The organism is Pseudooceanicola lipolyticus (assembly GCF_002786325.1).
Classification (GTDB): domain Bacteria; phylum Pseudomonadota; class Alphaproteobacteria; order Rhodobacterales; family Rhodobacteraceae; genus Pseudooceanicola_C; species Pseudooceanicola_C lipolyticus.
Genome location: NZ_PGTB01000064.1, coordinates 1 through 22103, shown reverse-complemented (window position 1 = coordinate 22103; position 22103 = coordinate 1). Strand labels below are relative to the sequence as shown.

Sequence of the window (22103 nt, the reverse complement as noted above, 5' to 3'; positions counted from 1 at the left end):
CGCTGGGCATCGCCCTGGCCGGGCCGCGCAGCTATGACGGCACGCTGCGCGACCTCGCCTGGGTCAATGGCGCCGGGCGGTGCGAGATCGGGCCGCCGGAGATCGACGCGGCGGTGGCGATGCTGTGGCGGGTCTGGCGGGGGCTGCTGGTGGTCTCGGTTGCGGTTGCATGTCTGTTCGCCTTGCCTGTATTCGACTGAACATTGTCAAAAAGGACCCGTTTGATGCGCCTGCTTCCCCTGATTGCCGCCTGCCTGAGTGCCAATACCGCCTTTGCCGCATGTGGCGGGTCATTCTCGGGCTTTGTTGACGGGCTGGCCACCGAGGCGGTCGCCGCCGGGCATGACCGCGCCACGGTACAGCGGTTCTTTGCCGGCGCGCGGCAGGATGGCGCGGTGCTGAAGGCCGACCGGGCCCAGGGTGTGTTCCAGAAGCCGTTTATCGAGTTCTCGCGGCGGCTGATCTCGCAGGACCGGCTGCAGCGCGGACAGCAGAATGCCCAGCGCTACGACGCGGTCTTCGACCAGATCGAACGCGAGTATGGCGTGTCGCGCGGCGTGCTGCTGGCCTTCTGGGCCTTCGAGACCGATTACGGCGGCTTCCAGGGCGATTTCAACACCCTGAACGCGCTGGTGACGCTGGCGCATGACTGCCGCCGGCCCGACCTGTTCCGGCCGCAGATCTTCGCGGCGCTGGAACTGTACGAACAGGGCGATTTCGACCCGGCCACCACCACCGGCGCCTGGGCGGGCGAGATCGGCATGGTGCAGATGCTGCCGCGCGACATCCTGGAAAACGGCGTGGATGGCGATGGCGACGGGCGGGTGCGGCTGAAGGAGTCGGCGCCCGATGCGCTGCTGTCGGGCGCCAAGATGTTGCAATCGCTGGGCTGGCGCGCCGGCGAGCCCTGGCTGCAGGAGGTGGTTCTGCCCGAGGGCTTCGACTGGGCGCAGACCGGGCTGGACGAAAGCAAGCCGGTGCGCGACTGGGCGGCGCTGGGGGTGCGGGCGCGCTCGGGGCAATTGGCCGAGGGCGGGCTGGCGGCCTCGGTGCTGCTGCCGCAGGGGCACAAGGGGCCGGCCTTTATCGCCTATCCCAATTTCCGCGTCTATTTCGAGTGGAACCAGAGCTTTGTCTACGTGATGACCGCGGCCTATTTTGCCACCAGGCTGGAAGGCGCGCCGGTCTATGATCCGGGCAACCCCGATGCCGGACTGGCGGCGGCCGAGATGAAACAGCTGCAGCAGAAACTGGCGGCACGCGGCCATGACGTGGGCAAGATCGACGGTATCCTGGGGGCCGGCACCCGCGCCGCGGTGCGGGCCGAGCAGGCCCGGCTGGGCCTGCCGGTGGATGCCTGGCCCACCGCCGAGCTGTTGCGCCGGCTCTAGCGCGGTCGGCGCCAGACCAAGGGTCGCAGGCGGCACGCCGCCCCGTGACATCGTGCCGCGACGCTTCTATAAGGCGCGCGAAATTCGACATGCCCACAGATAGGATCCCTCTGCATGACCATCCAAGTTTTCGGCCACAAATCTCCGGACACGGACTCGACCGGTTCGCCCATCATCTGGGCCTGGTACCTGAACGAGGTGTTGGACACGCCGGCGGCCCCGGCCCTGCTGGGCGAGCCCAATACCGAGGCGGCTTTCATGCTGGAACGCTGGGGGCTGGACAAGCCCGCGATCATTTCCGAGGTCAAGGAAGGCGCGCCGGTGGTGATCGTCGACACCAACAACCCGGCGGAACTGCCCGAGGGCATCAACGGCGCCGATATCCAGGCGATCATCGACCATCACAAGCTGGTCGGCGGGCTGGAGACCAAGGGGCCGATCGAGATCACCGTGCGGCCGCTGGCCTGCACCGCCACCATCATGCATGACCTGATCGGCTCGGACATGGAGCGGATGCCCGAGCAGGTGAAAGGCGCGATGCTGACCTGCATCCTGTCCGACACGCTGGAATTCCGCTCGCCCACCACCACGCCGCATGACCGCGCCGTGGCCGAGAAGCTGGCGAAAGAGCTGGGCGTGACGATCTCGGATTTCGCCGCCGAGATGTTCGCCGCCAAATCCGATGTGTCCGAGTTCTCGGATGCCGAGCTGTTGCGGATGGACAGCAAGGAATACAGCGTCGACGGCAAGGAATTCCGCGTCTCCGTGCTGGAAACCACCGCGCCGCAGATGATCCTGGACCGCAAGGACAGCCTGATGGCCTCGATGGTCGATGTCGCCAAAGAAGACGGCGCCGACCAGGTGCTGCTGTTCGTGATCGACATCCTGAAGGAAGAAGCCACGCTGCTGGTGCCGAACGACCTGGTGAAATCGGTGGCGGAAAAGAGCTTTGGCGCGTCGGTCTCGGGCGACACCGTGGTGCTGCCCGGCATCATGAGCCGCAAGAAGCAGATCATCCCGAACCTGAAGGTCTGAGAGAGACGGGAACGGATTGGAAGGGGCGTCCCGGCGGGGCGCCCTTTTCTTTTGGCAGTGTTCGAAAGCTCCCGGTTCTGGCGCATCGGTCCCGCGTCGGCCGGGCCTGGCGCAACGTTGCAGCCTTCGCTGTCTTTGCACAGAATTGTTGGGGTCAGCCGGACTTGCCCGGCGGCCGGTAAAACCCGCCGCCCAGATGTGCATGACCCCAGGCCATGATCTGTTGCAGCACCGGTTCCAGCGCCCGGCCCTGTTCGGTCAGCGCATAGCGATAGCGTGGCGGGTTGTCCTGATAGGCGCTGCGTTCGACCAGGCCCCAGTCGATCAGGCGTTTCAGCCGGTCCGACAGCAGGTTGGTCGGCATCCGCTCGGCACTGCCCTGCAATTCGCCGAAGGTGTGCTTGCCATGCCAGAGCAGGTCGCGCACCACCAGCAGCGTCCACTTGTCGCCAAGCAGGTCAAGGGTGCGGGCAATCGAGCAGCGGGAGCGGAAATCGTGGGACGGCATGGCGGGATCCGGGTGGTTCGCAGCAGGTTAGACCAGTGACTTGCAAAACGAAAGCTTGACGGTGACAGGTGACTTTCATTATGAAAGTCACTGTTCCAGCTGCAGGTCGCCGCCATGATGGCCATCGGTCACACCCCGCTGATCCGGCTTCGCCGCCTTGCCGGCCCGGAAAGCGCGGATATCTACGTGAAATGGGAAGGCGCCAACCCGACCGGCAGCATGAAGGACCGGATGGCGCTGTCGATGATCGAGGCGGCCGAGCGGCGCGGCGATCTGCGCCCCGGCGGGCGGGTGGTGGAATATACCGGCGGCAGCACCGGAAGCTCGCTGGCCATGGTCTGCGCCATGCGCGGCTATCGCGCGCATTTCGTCTCGTCCGACGGGTTCGCGGCGGAAAAGCTGCAGACCATGCGCGCCTATGGCGCCGAGGTCGAGATCATCCCGGCCGAGCGGGGCCGGCTGACCGCGGCGGTGATCGACCGAATGATCGCCCGCGCCCGTGTCTTGGCGGGCGAGCCGAACACCTTCTGGCCCGACCAGGTCAACAACCCGGACAACCGGCGCGGCTATCACGGCCTGGCCTGCGAGATCCTGACCGAGCTGGACCGGCCGGTGGACGAATTTGTCATGGCCGCCGGCGGTGGCGGCTGCATTTCCGGCACCGCCGAGATCCTGAAACAGCGCGACCCGGCGACGCGCATCGTCGCGCTGGAACCCTTTCACGTGCGCAACCTGTCCGGCGGCGACACCGGCGGCACCCACAAGCTGGAAGGCATCGGCCTGTCCTTCGTGCCGTCGATCCTGCGCCGCGACCTGATCGACGCGGTGATCGCGGTGCGCGACGACGACGCCTATGCCGGCGCCCGGGCGCTGGCGCGGCAGGAAGGGCTGTTGGCGGGCGTCACCACCGGCGCCAATATCTGGGCGGCGCAACAGCGCGCCCGCGCCCTGGGCCCCGGCAAGACCGTGGTCACCGTGGCGATCGACAGCGGCCTGCGCTATCTGGCCGGCGATCTCTACCGCTGAGGCCCGGCACTGCCTTTTTGATCGCCCCCCGCGGCAAAGCGGTGTAGGGAACCGGCGGACATTTCCCGCGTATAGGTTCAGCATGACCCAGATTATCGACTCTCTCTCTGACATCTCGTCGCGCTATCAGGCGCTGTTCGTCGATCTGTGGGGCTGTCTGCACAACGGGGTGGAGCATTTCCCGGCGGCGGCGGCGGCCTTGCAGGCCTATCGCGCCCAGGGCGGCACCGTGCTGTTGCTGACCAATGCGCCGCGCCCGCGCTCGGATGTCGAGGCGCAGCTGCACCGCATGGGGGTGCCGGACGACGCCTGGGACACCATCGCCACCTCGGGCGACAGCGCCCGGCTGGCGATGTTCAGCGGCGCGGTGGGGCAGAAGGTCTGGTTCATGGGCAATCCCGAGACCGATCTGAACTTTTTCAGCCCGCTGCAGGTGGCCGAAAACCCGGTCGAGATCACCCGGGTGCCGCTGGAGGACGCCGAGGGCATCGTCTGCTGCGGCCCGTTCGACCCGATGGCCGACCCGGCGGTGAACCGGCCGCAATTCCTCTATGCCAAGCAGAAGGGGCTGAAGCTGCTCTGCGCCAATCCCGATATCGTGGTCGACCGCGGCGAGACGCGGGAATGGTGCGCCGGGGCGCTGGCGCGGCTTTATACCGAGATGGGCGGCGAAAGCCTGTATTTCGGCAAGCCGCACCCGCCGATCTATGACCTGGCCCGCCGCCGCCTGGCCGAAATCGGCCGCCAGGTGCCGGATTCGCAGATCCTGGCCATCGGCGACGGCGCCCATACCGATGTCGACGGGGCAATGGGCGAGGATATCGACTCATTGTTTATCACCGGGGGACTGGCCGCCGCAGAAACCGCCACCACCGACCAGCCTGAAGAATCGGCTCTAGAGGCCTATATCGAAAAGGAAATGATCAATCCCACCTATGTAATAGGTAAACTGCGCTGACCCGAAGGCGCTTGTCTTTCTGCAGTTGCAAAGTAATAAAGTTACCGGAATGTAAATTCCTTGGATCAATTATTACCAGTGCGACTGCCTTATGAGGGACGCCATGCTCGATAACCTGCCCCGCGGCACCATCTGCATCGAAGATATCGAAATGGGGATGAGCCGCCACCTGCGCAAAGTGGTGACGGACGAGGATATCGAGATGTTCGCCAAGGTCTCGACCGATCACAACCCGGTGCATCTGGACGATGCCTATGCCCGCGACACCATCTTCCAGGGCCGCATCGCCCATGGCATGCTGACCGCCGGGCTGATCTCGGCGGTGATCGGCGAACAGCTCCCCGGTCACGGCACCGTCTACCTGGGACAGTCGCTGAAATTCGTCGCCCCCGTGCGCCCCGGCGACATGGTCTATGCCGAGGTCAAGGTCACCGGCATCGACATGGCCAAGCGCCGGGTGACGCTGGATTGCCACTGCGCCGTCGATGGCAAGAAGGTTCTGATGGGCGAGGCCACCGTGCTGGCACCCAGCCGCAAGTTCGACTGAGCCCGTCGCGGCGGGTTTCGGCAGGCGCCAGAGCCGCCGTTTTCCCGCCGCCGCCTCCCCGAGCTGTGACAGATCGGATCCCGCCCTCGGCGGCGGTGGAACCGTGCCGCCCGGGGTGACGCGCAGCGCAGCCCCGTAGGCGTCCAGAGCACTTGCGCAGCCCGGCGCGGGAGGCTACGCACGGGCGCATGCGGATCATCCGGGACCATCATTCTGTTGCCGCGCCCGACCGGGGCGCCAGCGCCGCGATCGGCAATTTCGACGGCGTGCATCTGGGCCACCAATCGGTGATCCGGCTGGCCCGCGATGCCGCGCCCGAGGCACCGCTGGGGGTGCTGACCTTCGAGCCGCATCCGCGCGAATTCTTCGCCCCCGACGCACCGCCCTTTCGCCTGATGGGGCGCAATGCCCGGCGGCACCGGCTGGAAAAGCTGGGTGTCGAGCGGCTGTACGAGCTGAATTTCAACGCCGCGCTGGCCGGGCTGATGCCGCGGGATTTTGCCGAACAGGTGCTGTCCCGCGGGCTGGGCCTGTCGCATGTGGTGATCGGCGCCGATTTCTGCTTTGGCAAGGGGCGCAGCGGCACCGCCGCGGACCTGGTGAGCTTTGGCTGCGAGATGGGATTCGGCGTCACCGTGGCGCCGCTGCTGGAAACCGGCAGCAACACGGTGTCGTCCACCGCCATCCGCCTGGCGCTGAGCGAAGGGCGACCGCGCGACGCCGCCGCCATGCTGGGCCACTGGCACCGGATCGAGGGCACTGTTGTGGGCGGCGAGAAACGCGGCCGCGAGATGGGCTTTCCCACCGCGAATATCTCGATCGAGGGGCTGCACCCGCCGGCCTTCGGGGTCTATGCGGTGCTGGTCGATGTGCTGGACGGGCCCAGCGCCGGCAGCTATCACGGCGCCGCCAGCCTGGGCGTGCGGCCGATGTTCGGCCAGAACCAGCCCAACCTGGAGACCTTCCTGTTCGACTTTTCCGGCGATCTTTACGGATCGACCCTGTCGGTCGGGCTGGTCGAGTTCCTGCGCCCGGAGATGACCTTTGACGGGCTCAACGGGCTGATCGCGCAGATGCAGGCCGATTGCGGCCGCGCCCGCGACATCCTCGCGGCGGTCTGAACCGTGCCGCATTTCCCTGTCCCGCGCCCTCCGCGATCGTTGCCGCGATGACCGATTGCATCGACCGCACCGGCCTGCGCCCGCGTTTCTGGGAGACCGTGCCGCTGAATCGCATGACCCAGCCGGAATGGGAGGCGCTGTGCGATGGCTGCGGCAAGTGCTGTCTGAACAAGCTGGAAGACGAGGAGACCGGCGAGATCGCCCTGACCCGCGTCGCCTGCCGGTTGCTGGACGACAGCAGTTGCCGCTGCGCGCAATACCCGATCCGCCACCAGTTCGTGCCGGAATGCATCGTGCTGAAACCCGACACGCTGGACCAGCACATGACCTGGATCCCCGCCACCTGCGCCTATCGCCTGCTGTATGAGGGCCGCCGGCTGTATGACTGGCACCCGCTGATCTCGGGCGATCCCGAAACGGTGCATGCCGCCGGCGTGTCGATGCGCGGGCGCACGGTGCCGGAATTCGAGGTGCCCGAGGATGACTGGGAAGACCACCTGATCGAGGAGCCGACCTGATGTATTTTGCCTCCGACAATGCCGGCCCGGCCCTGCCCGAGGTGATGGCGGCCCTGGCAGATTGCAACCGCGATTATGCGCCGGCCTATGGCGCCGACGCGCTGATGGACGAGGTGCGCGCCGAGCTGCGCCGCCTGTTCGAGGCGCCCGAGGCGGCGGTCTATCTGGTGGCCACCGGCACCGCCGCCAATGCGCTGGCCCTCGCTTCGCTGGCGCGGCCCTTCGACACCATCTTCTGCACCCCGGTGGCCCATATCCACCAGGATGAATGCAACGCGCCGGAATTCTTCACCGGCGGCGCCAAGCTGACGCTGGTGCCGGGGGGCGACAAGATGACACCGGAGCGCCTGCGCGCCGCCATCGCCGCCGAGGAAACCCGCGGCGTGCACGGGCCGCAGCGCGGCCCGGTCTCGCTGACCCAGGTGACCGAATGCGGCACCGTCTACAGCCTGGAGGAGCTGGCGGCGCTGAGCGCGGTGGCGCGCGATTTCGGCCTGCCGGTGCATATGGACGGGGCGCGTTTTGCCAATGCGCTGGTGGCGCTGGACTGCAGCCCGGCCGAGATGACCTGGAAATCCGGCATCGACGCGCTGTCCTTTGGCGGCACCAAGAACGGCTGTCTCGGTGTCGAGGCGGTGATTTTCTTCGACCCGGCCCGGGCGCGGGAATTCGAGCTGCGGCGCAAGCGCGGCGCGCATCTGTTTTCCAAGCACCGCTATCTGTCGGCGCAGATGGCCGCCTATCTGCGCGACGGGCTGTGGCTGGACGCCGCGCGCCGGGCCAATGCCGCCGGTGCCCGGCTGGCCGAGGGGCTGCGCGCCGCCGATGCCGGCCTGGCTTATCCTGTGCAAGCCAACATGGTGTTTGCCGCCCTGCCCCGCGCCACCCATCACCGCCTGATCCAGGCCGGTGCGCAATATCACCTGTGGGAGGGCGCGCTGGAGGGCAGCGATCCCGACGAGAGGCTGACCGCGCGCCTGGTCTGCGACTGGTCGGCGCGCGCCGCCGAGACCGACCGCTTTCTGGCGCTGCTCGGCTGAGCGGATCGCGGCCCCGGCCGCATTTTCAAGACAATCGCCAGCCGGGCTCAGCCGGCGCGCGCCGCCAGGTGCCGGTCCAGATCGTCCAGACGGTCCTGGCCCCAGAACTTCTCGCCATCCTGCGTCAGGTAGAAGGGTGCGCCGAACACGCCGCGGGTGACCGCCTCTTCCAGGTTGGCCGAATAGGTCTCGGCCCCGGCCAGCAGGCCGCGATCGGCCAGCGCCGGGTCGAAGCCGGCCGATTCCAGGCAGGCGCGGATCACCGCATCATCCGCGACATCCTTCTCCTCGGCCCAGCAGGCGCGGGTGAAGGCCAGCACCAACTGGCCCAGATCGCCGCCGCCGGCGGCCTGGGCGGCGATGATGGCATAGGCCGAGGGCGCCGGGTTGGTCGGGAAGAAGGCCGGTTGCAGGTTGAAGGGCACGCCCAGTTTGCGCGACTGCCGGCGCAGTTCCTGTGCCCGGTATTCCTGCCGCGCCGGGTGCCGGTCCTTCGGCGGCAGCCCGCCGGTGCGCGGGAACAGCGCCAGCAGGTCCACCGGCTTGTATTCGATCGTGGCCCCGTGGCGCGCGGCGATCTGTTCCAGCCGGGTGCCGGCGAGGTAGGTATAGGGCGAGATCGTTGCAAAGAAATAATCGATATCGGCCATCTGTGCTTCTCCCTGCCCAAGCGCTTTGCGTCACGGTAAGGCCATGCTAAGCGGTGTCAACATCACGATTCTGTAACGATCCTCGCTGCCCGGGACCCAACTACATGCCGAACCTGACCGAGCCCAAGCTGATTGCTGGGAACGCCAACCTGCCCCTTGCCAAAAGCATCGCCAAACGCATGACCATGCATCGCGGCACCCATACCGGTCTGGTCGATGCCCGGGTCGAGCGGTTCAACGATGGCGAAATCTTTGTCGAAGTGTTCGAGAACGTGCGCGGCGAGGACATGTTCATCATCCAGCCGACCTCGAACCCGGCCAATGACAACCTGATGGAACTGCTGATCATGGCCGACGCGCTGCGCCGGTCCTCGGCGGCGCGGGTGACTGCGGTGCTGCCCTATTTCGGCTATGCCCGGCAGGACCGGCGCACCAAGGCGCGGACGCCGATCAGCGCCAAGCTGGTCGCCAATATGATGGTGGGCACCGGCATCGAACGGGTGCTGACGATGGATTTGCACGCGGCGCAGATCCAGGGGTTCTTCGACATCCCGGTCGACAACCTCTATGCCTCGCCGGTCTTCGCGCTGGACATCCGCACCCATTTCAAGGGCCGGCTGGACGAGATCATGGTGGTGTCGCCCGATGTCGGCGGCGTGGCGCGGGCGCGCGAGCTGGCCAAGCGGGTCAATGCGCCGCTGGCGATCGTCGACAAGCGCCGCGAGAAGCCGGGCGAAGTGGCCGAGATGACGGTGATCGGCAGCGTCAAAGACAAGATCTGCCTGATCGTCGACGACATGTGCGACACGGCCGGCACCCTGTGCAAGGCGGCCGAGGTGCTGATCGACAACGGCGCCAGCGAGGTGCATGCCTATACCACCCACGGGGTGATGAGCGGGCCGGCGGTGGAACGGGTCACCGGATCGGTGCTGAAATCGCTGGTGCTGACCGATACCATCCAGCCGACCCCGGCGGTGCTGGGCGCGCCGAATATCCGCATCGTCCCGGTGGCGCCGGTCTTTGCCCAGGCGATCCTGAACATCTGGAACGGCACCAGCGTGTCGTCGCTGTTCGACGACGCCACCCTGTCGCCGATCTACGAGTCGCTTTACGGCATGGACTGATCCCGGCCGTCGCGGTGCCAAGACTTTTCTGAAAAGTCTTGGCAAAAGTTTTCAGAAAACTTTTGCCCCGCCGCGGTCAGCCGCGCGTTCAGGAAATCTGCCAGTCATCGTCATGCGGCAGCTCGCCGATGGCCAGCCAGCCGGCGCGGATCCGGGCGATGCGGGTGTCGAGCCAGGTGCGGAAGACGATCTCGAACCCGGTTTCGGTGATCTGCTCGGCGGTGATCTCGGCGCGCATTGCCGAGGCGGTATCGACATCCCAGAGCGACACCGAGACATGCACCGTCGGGGCGGATTTGAACCGGCTGCGGAAGGTCACGGCGCGGCGCCGCTCGCGCGGGCCGCTGCCGGTCCACATCGCGCCGCCATCTTCGAAATCGGCAAACAGGACCGTGTCACCCTGGTCGATGCCGATCAGGTGGTTACTGATCCGTTTCATCTGCCTATCGTCATTGTCGCCCGGCGGCGCCTGCCGCAGGGTCCGAAAAAAAGGAAACCGGCCGCAAGGGGGGCCGGTTTCGGGTCTCTCGCTTTGAGGCGGGCACTCAGAGGCTGATCTGATCGCCCAGCGCCACCATGTCGGCCAGCAGCTTGGCGGCGTCGTCGACCGGGCCGGGCTGGTTCTTGAAGGTCTCCTTGGCCGCCTCGTGCTTGGCGCGGGCCTCCTCGATCATCTCGTCCAGCTGGGCGCGGGTCATCTCGGCCAGCGGGATCGCCCGCTCGGCCAGCACCGACAGGCCGTCGCCGCTGATTTCGGCGAAGCCGCCGGAGACGACATAGTCCTGCTTGCCTTCCGGCCCCTCGACACGCAGCACACCGGGGCGCAGCGTGGTGATCACCGGGGTGTGCGACGGCATCGCCGTCAGGTCCCCGTCCGCTCCGGGAATAACGACCGCGTTGACCTGGAGCGCGGCAAGCCGACGCTCCGGGCTGACGAGATCGAATTGCATCGTATCTGCCATAAGGCTGCTCCTTTAGGCCGCGTCGGCCGCCATGCGTTCGGCTTTGGCCTTCACTTCGTCGATGCCGCCGACCATGTAGAAGGCCGCTTCGGGCAGGTGGTCGTATTCGCCAGCCACCACGGCCTTGAAAGAGGCGATGGTGTCTTCCAGCGGCACCTGAACGCCGTCCGAGCCGGTGAACACCTTGGCGACGTCGAAGGGCTGGGAGAGGAAACGCTGGATCTTGCGGGCGCGGGCCACGGTCAGCTTGTCCTCTTCGCTCAGTTCATCCATGCCGAGAATGGCGATGATGTCCTGCAGCGACTTGTAGCGCTGGAGGATCTGCTGAACGTCCGAGGCGACCCGGTAATGCTCTTCGCCGACGATTGCCGGGTCCATCAGGCGCGACGAGCTGTCCAGCGGGTCCACCGCCGGGTAGATGCCCAGCTCGGAGATCGCACGGCTCAGAACGGTGGTGGCGTCGAGGTGGGCAAAGGTGGTGGCAGGCGCCGGGTCGGTCAGGTCGTCCGCAGGCACGTAGACGGCCTGGATCGAGGTGATCGAGCCGGCCTTGGTCGAGGTGATGCGTTCCTGCATCGCGCCCATGTCGGTGGCCAGCGTCGGCTGGTACCCCACCGCCGAAGGGATCCGGCCGAGCAGCGCCGACACTTCCGAGCCCGCCTGGGTGAAGCGGAAGATGTTGTCGACGAAGAACAGCACGTCGGTGCCGGACTGGTCGCGGAACTGTTCCGCCAGGGTCAGACCGGTCAGGGCGACGCGGGCACGCGCTCCCGGAGGCTCGTTCATCTGGCCGTAGACCAGCGCCACCTGCGATTCAGCCAGGTTGTCGGGCTTGATCACGTTGGATTCGATCATCTCGTGGTAAAGGTCGTTGCCCTCGCGGGTCCGCTCACCCACACCGGCGAAGACCGAGAAGCCCGAATGCACCTTGGCGATGTTGTTGATCAGTTCCATGATCAGAACCGTCTTGCCCACGCCGGCGCCGCCGAACAGGCCGATCTTACCGCCCTTGGCATAGGGCGCCAGCAGGTCGACCACCTTGATGCCGGTGACGAGGATTTCCGACTCGGTCGACTGGTCGGCGAAATCCGGGGCCGGCTGGTGGATGGCGCGCGATTCCGAGGCATCGACGGGGCCGCCTTCGTCCACCGGCTCGCCGACCACGTTCAGGATGCGGCCCAGGGTGGCGTTGCCGACCGGCACGGTGATCGGGCCGTCGGTGTCGGTGACTTCCTGGCCGCGCACCAGACCTTCGGTGGCGTCCATGGCGATGGTGCGGACGGTGTTTTCACCCAGGTGCTGGGCAACTTCGAGAACCAGCCGCTTGCCGTTGTTGTCGGTTTCCAGCGCGTTCAGAATCTCGGGCAGGTGGTCGTCGAACTGGACGTCCACCACGGCGCCGATGACCTGGGTCACTTTGCCTTTTGCGTTTGCCATTTTAACTCTCCGGTTCTCTTACAGCGCCTCGGCGCCGGAAATGATTTCAATCAGCTCGTTGGTGATCACGGCCTGGCGCGAGCGGTTGTATTCGATGGTCAGCCGGTCGATCATCTCGCCCGCGTTGCGGGTGGCGTTGTCCATCGCGCTCATCCGTGCGCCCTGTTCGGACGCGCCGTTTTCGAGCAGCGCGGTGAAGATCTGCGTGGCGACGCCGCGCGGCAGCAGGTCGGCGAGGATTTCCTCTTCGCCCGGCTCGTAATCATACAGCGCCTGGCCACTATCCTCTTCGGCCTCGAAGGCGGCCGGAATCACCTGCAGCGCGGTGGGTTCCTGCGAGACGACGTTGATGAACTTCGAATAGAAGATCGTGGCGACGTCGAATTCTTCCTTGTCGAAGCGGTTCAGGATGTCCTGCGCGATGCCCTGGGCATCGGCATAGCCGACGCGCTTGACCTCGGTCAGATCGACATGACCGACGAAATTCTTCGCCCAGTCGCGCTTGAGCTGATCGCGGCCCTTCTTGCCCACGGTCAGGATCTTCACCGTCTTGCCGTCCTGCTTCAGCCGTTCGGCATGGGTGCGGGCCAGCTTGGCGATGTTCGAGTTGAAGCCGCCGCAGAGGCCGCGCTCGGCGGTCATCACCACCAGCAGGTGCACCTGGTCGCTGCCGGTGCCGGTCAGCAGTTTCGGCCCCGAATCCGATTCCCCGACCGAGGCGGCAAGTTTCGACATCACCGCGTTGAAGCGCTCGGCATAGGGCCGGGCGGCTTCGGCGCTGTCCTGGGCGCGGCGGAGCTTTGCCGCCGCGACCATCTGCATCGCCTTGGTGATCTTGCGCGTCGACTTTACCGACTCGATCCGGTTCTTGAGGTCCTTGAGACTTGGCATGAGCCTATCTCTCCTCCTTAGAGCTTATGCGAAGTCAGCGGCGAATTCGTCGAGGACGGCGCGGATCTTGTCTTCGGCATCCCCTTTGATCTTGGGATCCTCGGTGGTGATCCAGTCCAGCAGATCCTGGTGCTTGTTGCGCAGGAAGGCCAGCATGTCACGTTCGAAGCGTCCGACATCGGCCACCGGCAGCTTGTCCAGATAGCCTTTGATGCCGGCGAAGATGACGCAGACGATCTCGGCATTGGTCAGCGGCGAATATTGCGGCTGCTTCATCAGCTCGGTCAGGCGGGCGCCGCGGTTCAGCAGTGCCTGGGTGGCGGCGTCGAGATCCGAGCCGAACTGGGCAAAGGCCGCCATCTCGCGGTACTGCGCCAGTTCCAGCTTGACCGAGCCGGCAACCGATTTCATCGCGTTGGTCTGGGCCGAAGAGCCGACCCGCGACACCGACAGACCGGTGTTCACGGCAGGGCGGATGCCCTGGAAGAACAGTTCGGTTTCCAGGAAGATCTGGCCGTCGGTGATCGAGATCACGTTGGTCGGAATAAAGGCCGACACGTCGCCGCCCTGGGTTTCGATGATCGGCAGTGCCGTCAGCGAGCCGGCGCCGTTCTCTTCGTTCAGCTTGGCCGAACGTTCCAGCAGGCGGGAGTGCAGGTAGAACACGTCGCCCGGATAGGCTTCACGTCCCGGCGGACGGCGCAGCAGCAGCGACATCTGGCGATAGGCCACGGCCTGTTTGGAGAGGTCATCGTAGATGATCAGCGCGTGGCGGCCGTTGTCGCGGAAGAATTCCGCCATGGCGGTCGCGGTATAGGGCGCCAGATACTGCATCGGCGCCGGTTCTGAGGCGGTGGCGGCGACGACGATCGAATAGTCGATGGCGCCGCTTTCCTCGAGCTTTTTCACCAGCTGCGCCACGGTCGAGCGCTTCTGGCCGATGGCGACGTAGATGCAGTAGAGCTTCTTGCTCTCATCATCGCCGGCAGCGTCGTTATAGGATTTCTGGTTCAGGATGGTGTCGAGCGCCACGGCGGTCTTGCCGGTCTGACGGTCGCCGATGATCAGCTCGCGCTGGCCGCGGCCGATCGGGATCATCGCGTCGACCGATTTCAGGCCGGTTGCCATCGGCTCGTGCACCGATTTACGCGGGATGATGCCCGGCGCCTTGACGTCGGCGATGCCGCGCTTGGAGGTGTTGATCGGGCCCTTGCCGTCAACCGGGTTGCCGAGGCCGTCCACGACCCGGCCCAGCAGCTCGTCGCCGATCGGCACGTCCACGATCGAGTTGGTGCGCTTGACGGTGTCGCCTTCCTTGATGTCCCGGTCCGAGCCGAAGATCACGACGCCGACATTGTCGCTTTCCAGGTTCAGCGCCATCCCCATGATGCCGCCGGGGAATTCGACCATCTCGCCGGCCTGCACGTTGTCGAGGCCATAGACGCGGGCGATCCCGTCCCCGACGGAGAGCACGCGACCGATCTCGGCAACTTCGGCATCCTGGCCGAAGTTCTTGATCTGGTCCTTCAGGATCGCAGAAATCTCTGCTGCTTGGATACCCATTTATCCGACCTCTTTCATTGCGTTCTGGAGGGAATTGAGCTGCGAGCGGATCGAGGTATCGATCATCTTCGAGCCCACCTTAACGATAAGACCGCCAATGAGGCTTTCATCGACGGTCGCATTGATGGTCACAGATTTGCCGACGCTGGCCTTGAGCGAGGCGGCAAGCTTGTCGGACTGCGCATCGGTCAGCGGCTGGGCGCTGACCACATCTGCGGTCACCTCGTTGCGCGCATCGGCCAGCAGCTGGCGCAGGGCGCTCAGAAGCTGCGGAAGCACGAACAGCCGGCGCTTTTCGGCCATCAGCCCCAGAACGTTCTGCAGCACCGGCGCCAGATCCATCTTCTTGGCGACCGCGGTGATCGCCGCGCCCTGCTCGGAGCGCGAGATGAGAGGCGACTGGATCAGAGTCCTGAGGTCGGCGCTGTCGGCCAGGGCGGCCGTCAGTTCGCCGATGCCGGACTCGAGCGCATCAAGGCTGTTACTGTCTTGCGCGATCTCAAAAATCGCGGTGGCATAGCGCTGTGCTATGCCGGCGGAAATCGAAGCTGGTTCGGACACGTCCACCCTTCCGATATTTGGCCCCGGTTTGCCGTGTCAGTACGAACTCCGGCGGCATGACAAGGCCCCGCCGACTGGCAGGGCATCGAAATCAGCGTGGATGTAACAGAGCGGTTCTGCGCCCGCAATACAGTTTCGTGATCGGGCTTTGAACCGATTATCATTAGATTACAGCCGCTTAATAAAAGTGCGACCGTTTGAACCGCCCGGGGTGTTACAAAAAGATAGGATTTATCAGCGGGTTTGCGATTCCTGCGGGCGAAAATCTGCGCATTCGCCGGCGCGGGGCCGTTGCCGCGTCACACCGGCGAGGTCTCGGGTTTCGGCGCGAGGCCGGGCAGCGGGCGGCGGCGCGCCTCCTTCATCACGGTGCCACTGGGCGGCTGGACGCGTTTGCTGGCCTCGACCAGGAAGGCCCCGCCGGCGATCAGCGTCGGCAGGCGGGCGCCGGCCTTTTCGAACAGCGGCGCCGCCTTCAGCCAGAACCGGCGGGTCGACGGGATCTGGTAGAGCGCCGCGCTTTGGCGTTCGGGCAGAAAGCTGTGTTTGCGCAGCTGGGCCTCCAACTGGCCGAGCGTATAGGGCCGGCCATAGCCGAAGGGCGTGCGGTCGCTGCGCGACCACAGCCCGGCGCGGTTGGGGATGATGAACACCACCTTGCCCCCCGGCCCCAGCACCCGCCAGCATTCTTCCAGCAGCTGCGAGGGCCGTTCCGAGGTTTCCAGCCCATGCACCACCACCAGCCGGTCGATATGCCCGGTTTCGATCGGCCACAGGGTTTCCTCGCACAGGACCGAGACATTGGGCAGGCCCGAGGGCCAGTTCATCACCCCCTGTGGCGCCGGCATCAGCGCGATCACCCGCCGCGCGTCGCTCAGGTAGGGGCGCAGGAACGGCACGGCAAAGCCGAAGCCGGCAACGGTTTGGCCCTTGGCCTCTGGCCAGAACTCGAGCAGGCGGGTGCGCACCGAGGCCTGCGCCGCACGCCCCAGGGCGTTGCGGTAATAGAAGTTGCGCAGGTCCTGCACATCAAGATGCATTGCGGGCACCCCGGTGTTGGGTCAAGTTGAGGCGGTTCCGGCGCAGTCTAACAACGAAAGGACGAAAGGCCATGCCCCTTGAAATCGTAACCGTTCCCTGCCTGCGGGATAATTATGCCTTTCTCGGCCATGATGCGGAAAGCGGCGCGACCTTCCTTGTCGACGCGCCCGAGGCTGCGCCGATCCTGGCCGCGCTGGCTGCGCGGGGCTGGTCCCTGTCGCAGGTGCTGATCACCCATCACCATGCCGATCACGTCGACGGTCTGGCCGAGATCCTGGCCCAGCATGACGCCGAGGTGATCGGCGCCGCCGCCGATGCCGCGCGCCTGCCGGCGCTGGACCGGCAGGTCAACGAGGGTGACGTTCTTGAAATCGCCGGCGAGCCCGCCCATGTTATCGACGTGTCCGGCCACACGGTCGGGCATATCGCGTTCCATTTCCCGGAAAGCCACGCCGTGTTTACCGCCGACAGCCTGATGGCCTTGGGCTGCGGGCGCGTCTTCGAGGGCAGCATGGAACAGATGTGGGGATCGCTGTCGAAACTGGCGGCGCTGCCGCCCGAGACTATCGTCTATTCGGGGCACGAATATACCCAGGCCAACGGCCGCTTTGCCCTGACGATCGAGCCTGGCAATCCCGACCTGCTGGCCCGTGTCGACGCCATTGCCAAGGCGCGCGCCGCGAACAATCCGACAGTGCCTTCGGCATTGTCGTTGGAACTGGCAACGAATCCGTTTCTGCGCGCGGCCGAACCGTCGGTGCAGCAAAACCTGGGGATGGAAGGGGCCGAACCGTCGGTTGTTTTTGCCGAAATTCGCACCCGCAAGGATAGGTTTTGATGCCAAAAATGCGCGCGATGCTGCAACGCCGAAAGCAAATGTGACCCATCGCCAAAAGAAAACCCTTGAAGCCGGGCCATGATCAACCAAACTCTAATAGTATGACGACATGGTTGGTGTCGGGGGAATTGGCGGAAGACCATCCCGCCCCAGCCCAAGCAAGAGGAGCACGCGCCGTGCCTTCATTCTCGAGCACATTGGAACATGCCATCCACGCGGCGCTGGCCGTCGCGAACGAGCGGCGTCACGAATTCGCCACGCTGGAGCATCTGTTGCTTGCCCTGCTGGACGAGCCCGATGCCACGCGGGTCATGAAGGCCTGTAGCGTCGACCTGGGCGAGCTGCGTGGCACGCTGGTGGAATTCATCGACGAGGATCTGTCGAACCTGGTGACCGATATCGACGGGTCCGAAGCGGTGCCGACCGCCGCCTTCCAGCGCGTGATCCAGCGCGCCGCGATCCATGTTCAGTCCTCGGGCCGCACCGAGGTGACCGGCGCCAACGTGCTGGTCGCGATCTTTGCCGAGCGCGAGTCGAACGCCGCCTTCTTCCTGCAGGAGCAGGAGATGACCCGCTATGACGCGGTGAATTTCATCGCCCATGGCGTGGCCAAGGATCCGGCCTTTGGCGAAAGCCGCCCGGTCAGCGGCTCGCAGGAGACCGAAGAGACCAGCCAGGCCACCACCGAGGGCGACCAGAAGGAAAGCGCGCTGTCGAAATATTGCGTCGACCTGAACGCCAAGTCGCGCGATGGCGATATCGATCCGCTGATCGGCCGTGAATCGGAGGTCGAGCGCTGCATCCAGGTGCTGTGCCGCCGGCGCAAGAACAACCCGCTTCTGGTGGGCGATCCCGGCGTCGGCAAGACCGCCATCGCCGAGGGGCTGGCGCGCAAGATCGTCTCGGGCGAGACGCCGGATGTTCTGGCCTCGACCACGATCTATTCGCTGGACATGGGCGCGCTGCTGGCCGGGACGCGGTATCGCGGCGATTTCGAAGAGCGGCTGAAAGCCGTGGTGGCCGAACTGGAGGATCACCCTGACGCGATCCTGTTCATCGACGAGATCCACACGGTGATCGGCGCCGGCGCAACCAGCGGCGGGGCGATGGATGCCAGCAACCTGCTGAAACCTGCCCTGCAGGGCGGCAAGCTGCGCACCATGGGCTCGACCACCTACAAGGAATTCCGCCAGCACTTCGAAAAGGACCGCGCGCTGAGCCGCCGGTTCCAGAAGATCGACGTGAACGAGCCGTCGGTCGAAGACACGGTGAAGATCCTGAAAGGTCTGAAGCCCTATTTCGAAGACCATCACAGCGTGAAATACACCGCCGACGCGATCAAGACCGCGGTCGAGCTGGCGGCGCGCTATATCCATGACCGCAAGCTGCCCGACAGCGCCATCGACGTCATCGACGAAGCCGGCGCGGCGCAGCACCTGGTGGTGGAATCCAAACGTCGCAAGACCATCGGCACCAAGGAGATCGAAGGCGTGGTCGCCAAGATCGCCCGCATTCCGCCGAAGAATGTCAGCAAGGACGATGCCGAGGTTCTGAAAGATCTGGAAAGCTCGCTGAAGCGGGTGGTGTTCGGCCAGGACGGCGCCATCGAGGCCCTGGCCAGCGCCATCAAACTGGCCCGCGCCGGGCTGCGCGAACCGGAAAAGCCGATTGGCAACTACCTGTTTGCCGGGCCCACCGGTGTCGGCAAGACCGAGGTCGCCAAACAGCTGGCCGATACGCTGGGCGTGGAACTGCTGCGCTTCGACATGTCGGAATACATGGAGAAACACGCGGTCAGCCGGCTGATCGGCGCGCCTCCGGGCTATGTCGGGTTCGACCAGGGCGGCATGCTGACCGATGGCGTCGACCAGCACCCGCATTGCGTGCTGCTGCTGGACGAGATCGAGAAGGCGCACCCGGATGTCTATAACATCCTGCTGCAGGTGATGGACCACGGCAAGCTGACCGACCATAACGGCCGGACGGTGGATTTCCGCAACGTGGTGCTGATCATGACCTCGAACGCGGGCGCCACCGAACAGGCCAAGGCGGCGATCGGCTTTGGCCGCGACCGGCGCGAGGGCGAGGACACCGCCGCGATCGAGCGGACCTTCACCCCCGAGTTCCGCAACCGTCTGGACGCGGTGATCTCGTTCGCGCCGCTGCCTAAAGAGGTGATCCTGCAGGTGGTCGAGAAGTTCGTGCTGCAGCTGGAAGCGCAGCTGATGGACCGCAGCGTGACCATCGAACTGACCAAGCCGGCGGCCGAATGGCTGGCCGACAAGGGCTATGACGACAAGATGGGCGCGCGCCCGCTGGGCCGCGTGATCCAGGAAAACATCAAGAAGCCGCTGGCCGAAGAGCTGCTGTTCGGCAAGCTGATCAAAGGCGGCGTGGTCAAGGTGGGCGTCAAGGACGGCAAGATCGATCTGCGGATCGAGGGGCCGGACAACCCGCGCCTGTCCGGCAACAAGCCACCGCTGCTGACCGCAGACTGATGCGCGCGGCGGCCTGTGCCGCCGCCCTGTCGCTCGCCGCGCCCGCCGCGGCGAGCGATTTTGTTCTGGCCCAGCCGATCGACTGCATCCTGGGCGAAACCTGCCACATCCAAAGCTATGTCGACCGCGACGCTGGCCCGGGCGCGCAGGACTATCGCTGCGGCACGCTGAGCTATGACGGCCACAAGGGCACCGATTTCGCCCTGCCCACCCTGGCCGAGATGCGCGCCGGCGTCGACGTTCTGGCCGCCGCGCCCGGCGTGGTGGCCGGATGGCGCGACGGGATGCCGGATAGCGGCTATTCCGAGGCCAGCGCGCCCCAGATCGACGGGCGCGAATGCGGCAATGGCGTGGTGCTGCGCCATGCCGGCGGCTATGAGACGCAATATTGCCATCTGAAACGCGGCTCGTTGCGGGTGCGCGACGGCGAGCGGGTGGCGGTGGGCACGGTGCTGGGACAGGTCGGGCTGAGCGGGCTGACCGAATTCCCGCATCTGCACCTGTCGCTGCGCCGCGACGGCGCGGAGATCGACCCGTTCGACAGCGCCGGCACCGAAACCTGCGGGCCGGGCGACGCGCATCTGTGGCAAAGCGCCCCGCCCTATCAGCCCGGCGGGATGCTGATGGCGGGGTTCGCACCGGGCATTCCCGGCTATGACGCGGTGCAGGCGGGCAGCGCCGCCCGTGCCGAACTGGCGCGGGATGCGCCGGGGCTGGTGTTGTTCGGCTATGCCTATGGCGGGCAGACGGGCGACACCATGCGGCTGGTGATCAGCGGGCCGCAGGGCGCGGTGATCGACGAGGTGATGCCGATTGATGCCGACCAGGCGCGGTTCTTCCGCGCTGCGGGCAAAAGACGCCCCGCCGGCGGCTGGCCGGCGGGGCGTTATTTCGGCGAGGTCGAGCTGCGCCGCAACGGTCAGGTGCTGGGCCGCCTGACCCGCGAGATCAGCCTGCGCTGAGCGGGCGGGCCGCGGCGGCGCGGCCCCGGCTGTCGACCGAGAAGGCCCCGGCGCCGAAGGCGACCACCATACCCATGCCGCCGGCGATGGTGAGGTTTTTCATGAAGTTGATCATCTGCGCCTGCGCCTCGTACCCGTCCAGGCCGAAGCCGGGCACCAGGTGAAACAGGACACCCGAGACCACCGCAAAGCCGCCCAGCAGGAAGGCGGCCAATCGTGCCTGCCATCCGACCAGCAGGGCAAGCCCGCCGATCAGTTCGACGGCGATGACCAGCGGCAGCAGCGCGCCGGGCACGCCCAACGCCTCCATATAGGCTTGGGTGCCGGCATAGGCGCCGATCTTCTGCCAGCCTGCGCTGATGAACATGACCGAAAGCAGCACCCGCGCAACCGGAGCGGCGACGGGGGCAAGTTTGGAAAATGCGTGATCCATGTTAGTTCCTTGGGCTCGTGTTGTGCGAGGCGCGGGACTGCGCCCTATGGCCCAGAGGATGAGCTCTGTTGGGCCTCAAGAAAATTCCCGAAGATCACAGAAGTTCTGCGCATTGGCGCACAGAAATCGCCCTACTGCCCTACCGCTCGGTCAGCTTCAGCTCGATTCGGCGGTTCTGGGCGCGGGCTTCGGGAGTGTCGGCGGGGTTGACCGGCTGGTATTCGCCAAAGCCGTTGGCCGACAGCCGGCGGGGCGGCACCCCCAGTTCCTCGACCATGTATTTCACCACCGACAGGGCGCGGCCCTGGCTGAGTTCCCAGTTGTCGGCATAGCGCGCGCCACCGGCCAGCGGCGTGTTGTCGGTATGGCCGTCAACGCGGATGATCCAGTCGATCTCGGAGGGAATGCTGCTGGCAATGCTGCGCAGGATGCCGGCAACCTTGGCGACCTCGAACTTGCCATCCAGCGACAATTCGGCGCTGCCGGTGGGGAAGAGCACCTCGGAGGAAAACACGAAGCGGTCGCCCTCGATGCGGATGCCTTCCTGATTGCCCAGCAGGTCGCGCAGGCGGCCGAAAAATTCCGAGCGATAGCGCTCCAGATCCTGTGCCTCGGATTCCAGCTCTTCGGCCCGCGCCGCCAGTTCTTCGCGCTCCTGTTCCAGCCGCTTGCGCTCGGCCTCTTCCAGCAGGCGCCGCTTGCGCTCTTCCGAGGCGGCGCGGGCCAGCGCGGCGTTCAGGTCCGAGCCCAGGTTCTGGATCTGCACCCGCGCGGTGGCGTCGCGCTGCTCGTAATCGTCCAGCAGCGCCTGAAGCTGGCCCAGCTGGGTGCGCAGCGCCGTCACCTGCTGGTTCAGCAGCGCCGCCTCGCGCCGGGCCTCTTCCGAGATCTGCTCCTGCTCGGACAGCGTCTGGCGCGCCTGCGCCAGCAGGCGGGCGCGCTGTTCGGCGCGGCTGAGCTGTTCCTCGGCCTCGCTCTGGGCGGCTTCCTGCGCCGCCA

The 22103-nt window shown here is 65.9% G+C and carries 23 protein-coding genes and 1 pseudogene; 13 read left to right on the top strand and 11 right to left on the bottom strand.

Translation table 11 applies throughout. The annotated features are described in order from the left end of the window. The 3 genes and pseudogenes from CVM52_RS26950 to CVM52_RS14660 form a co-directional block, all read left to right on the top strand. Positions 1-200 (top strand): annotated as a pseudogene (locus CVM52_RS26950) (adenosylcobinamide-phosphate synthase CbiB); the annotation flags it as partial. Positions 201-224: 24 nt separating this feature from the next. Beyond that, positions 225-1391 (top strand): lytic murein transglycosylase, encoded by a 1167-nt coding sequence (locus CVM52_RS14665; protein ID WP_100163234.1) that lies wholly within the window; start codon positions 225-227, stop codon positions 1389-1391. A gap of 114 nt (positions 1392-1505) precedes the next feature. Further along, entirely contained in the window at positions 1506-2426 is a 921-nt protein-coding gene (locus CVM52_RS14660) for a manganese-dependent inorganic pyrophosphatase (RefSeq protein ID WP_100163233.1), read from the top strand. 154 nt (positions 2427-2580) lie between these two features. On the opposite strand, the gene CVM52_RS14655 is transcribed toward CVM52_RS14660, so the two are convergent. Then, a complete protein-coding gene (locus CVM52_RS14655; RefSeq protein ID WP_100163232.1) occupies positions 2581-2934 on the bottom strand; it encodes a winged helix-turn-helix transcriptional regulator in 354 nt (117 codons plus the stop codon). 114 nt (positions 2935-3048) lie between these two features. On the opposite strand from CVM52_RS14655, the gene CVM52_RS14650 reads away from it, so the two are divergent. The 6 genes from CVM52_RS14650 to CVM52_RS14625 all read left to right on the top strand — a co-directional run bounded on the left by CVM52_RS14650 (position 3049) and on the right by CVM52_RS14625 (position 8144). After that, the gene (locus CVM52_RS14650) at positions 3049-3960 is read left to right on the top strand and encodes a PLP-dependent cysteine synthase family protein (RefSeq protein ID WP_100163231.1); all 912 of its coding nucleotides are present in this window, start codon (positions 3049-3051) and stop codon (positions 3958-3960) included. 82 nt (positions 3961-4042) lie between these two features. Beyond that, the gene (locus CVM52_RS14645) at positions 4043-4918 is read left to right on the top strand and encodes a TIGR01459 family HAD-type hydrolase (protein ID WP_100163230.1); all 876 of its coding nucleotides are present in this window, start codon (positions 4043-4045) and stop codon (positions 4916-4918) included. A gap of 103 nt (positions 4919-5021) precedes the next feature. Next, complete coding sequence (locus tag CVM52_RS14640; protein WP_100163229.1) at positions 5022-5465, top strand: MaoC family dehydratase; 444 nt, start codon at positions 5022-5024, stop codon at positions 5463-5465. Between the two features lie 188 nt (positions 5466-5653). After that, positions 5654-6586: a bifunctional riboflavin kinase/FAD synthetase gene (locus CVM52_RS14635; RefSeq protein ID WP_100163228.1), complete on the top strand. Its 933-nt coding sequence runs from the start codon at positions 5654-5656 to the stop codon at positions 6584-6586. 47 nt (positions 6587-6633) lie between these two features. Further along, positions 6634-7104 carry a YcgN family cysteine cluster protein gene (locus CVM52_RS14630; protein ID WP_100163227.1) on the top strand — a complete coding sequence of 157 codons (471 nt, stop codon included), beginning with the start codon at positions 6634-6636 and terminating at the stop codon, positions 7102-7104. Next, positions 7104-8144 (top strand): threonine aldolase family protein, encoded by a 1041-nt coding sequence (locus tag CVM52_RS14625; RefSeq protein WP_100163226.1) that lies wholly within the window; start codon positions 7104-7106, stop codon positions 8142-8144. The genes CVM52_RS14630 and CVM52_RS14625 overlap by 1 nt, the downstream gene beginning before the upstream one ends. 47 nt (positions 8145-8191) lie before the next feature. Here the strand turns inward: CVM52_RS14625 and CVM52_RS14620 are convergent, their stop codons facing one another. Continuing rightward, on the bottom strand, positions 8192-8794 hold the full coding sequence (locus tag CVM52_RS14620) for a 2-hydroxychromene-2-carboxylate isomerase (protein WP_100163225.1): 603 nt from the start codon (positions 8792-8794) through the stop codon (positions 8192-8194). A 104-nt stretch (positions 8795-8898) separates the two neighbouring features. On the opposite strand from CVM52_RS14620, the gene CVM52_RS14615 reads away from it, so the two are divergent. Continuing rightward, positions 8899-9918 carry a ribose-phosphate pyrophosphokinase gene (locus tag CVM52_RS14615; protein WP_100163224.1) on the top strand — a complete coding sequence of 340 codons (1020 nt, stop codon included), beginning with the start codon at positions 8899-8901 and terminating at the stop codon, positions 9916-9918. A gap of 88 nt (positions 9919-10006) precedes the next feature. Here the strand turns inward: CVM52_RS14615 and CVM52_RS14610 are convergent, their stop codons facing one another. The 7 genes from CVM52_RS14610 to CVM52_RS14580 form a co-directional block, all read right to left on the bottom strand. Continuing rightward, positions 10007-10357, bottom strand: a complete 351-nt coding sequence (locus CVM52_RS14610; protein WP_100163223.1) for an H-type lectin domain-containing protein — start codon at positions 10355-10357, stop codon at positions 10007-10009. 106 nt (positions 10358-10463) lie between these two features. Beyond that, entirely contained in the window at positions 10464-10880 is a 417-nt protein-coding gene (locus CVM52_RS14605) for a F0F1 ATP synthase subunit epsilon (protein WP_100163222.1), read from the bottom strand. A 12-nt stretch (positions 10881-10892) separates the two neighbouring features. Then, complete coding sequence (gene atpD / locus CVM52_RS14600) at positions 10893-12317, bottom strand: F0F1 ATP synthase subunit beta (RefSeq protein ID WP_100163221.1); 1425 nt, start codon at positions 12315-12317, stop codon at positions 10893-10895. Between the two features lie 18 nt (positions 12318-12335). Beyond that, a complete protein-coding gene (locus CVM52_RS14595) occupies positions 12336-13208 on the bottom strand; it encodes a F0F1 ATP synthase subunit gamma (RefSeq protein ID WP_100163220.1) in 873 nt (290 codons plus the stop codon). A gap of 24 nt (positions 13209-13232) precedes the next feature. Next, positions 13233-14771, bottom strand: a complete 1539-nt coding sequence (atpA, locus tag CVM52_RS14590; RefSeq protein ID WP_100163219.1) for a F0F1 ATP synthase subunit alpha — start codon at positions 14769-14771, stop codon at positions 13233-13235. Next, positions 14772-15332: a F0F1 ATP synthase subunit delta gene (locus CVM52_RS14585; protein WP_100163235.1), complete on the bottom strand. Its 561-nt coding sequence runs from the start codon at positions 15330-15332 to the stop codon at positions 14772-14774. A gap of 299 nt (positions 15333-15631) precedes the next feature. Beyond that, complete coding sequence (locus CVM52_RS14580; RefSeq protein ID WP_100163218.1) at positions 15632-16372, bottom strand: class I SAM-dependent methyltransferase; 741 nt, start codon at positions 16370-16372, stop codon at positions 15632-15634. Between the two features lie 71 nt (positions 16373-16443). On the opposite strand from CVM52_RS14580, the gene gloB reads away from it, so the two are divergent. The 3 genes from gloB (at position 16444) to CVM52_RS14565 (ending at position 20671) form a co-directional block, all read left to right on the top strand. Next, positions 16444-17211: a hydroxyacylglutathione hydrolase gene (gene gloB, locus CVM52_RS14575; protein WP_100163217.1), complete on the top strand. Its 768-nt coding sequence runs from the start codon at positions 16444-16446 to the stop codon at positions 17209-17211. A gap of 176 nt (positions 17212-17387) precedes the next feature. Next, complete coding sequence (clpA, locus tag CVM52_RS14570) at positions 17388-19709, top strand: ATP-dependent Clp protease ATP-binding subunit ClpA (protein ID WP_100163216.1); 2322 nt, start codon at positions 17388-17390, stop codon at positions 19707-19709. Next, positions 19709-20671: a M23 family metallopeptidase gene (locus CVM52_RS14565; protein WP_100163215.1), complete on the top strand. Its 963-nt coding sequence runs from the start codon at positions 19709-19711 to the stop codon at positions 20669-20671. The genes clpA and CVM52_RS14565 overlap by 1 nt, the downstream gene beginning before the upstream one ends. Here the strand turns inward: CVM52_RS14565 and CVM52_RS14560 are convergent. Further along, positions 20658-21104 carry a DoxX family protein gene (locus CVM52_RS14560; RefSeq protein ID WP_100163214.1) on the bottom strand — a complete coding sequence of 149 codons (447 nt, stop codon included), beginning with the start codon at positions 21102-21104 and terminating at the stop codon, positions 20658-20660. The genes CVM52_RS14565 and CVM52_RS14560 overlap by 14 nt on opposite strands. Positions 21105-21243: 139 nt before the next feature. After that, the coding region (locus CVM52_RS14555; RefSeq protein ID WP_106427013.1) for a peptidoglycan -binding protein at positions 21244-22103 on the bottom strand (860 nt) is incomplete at its 5' end.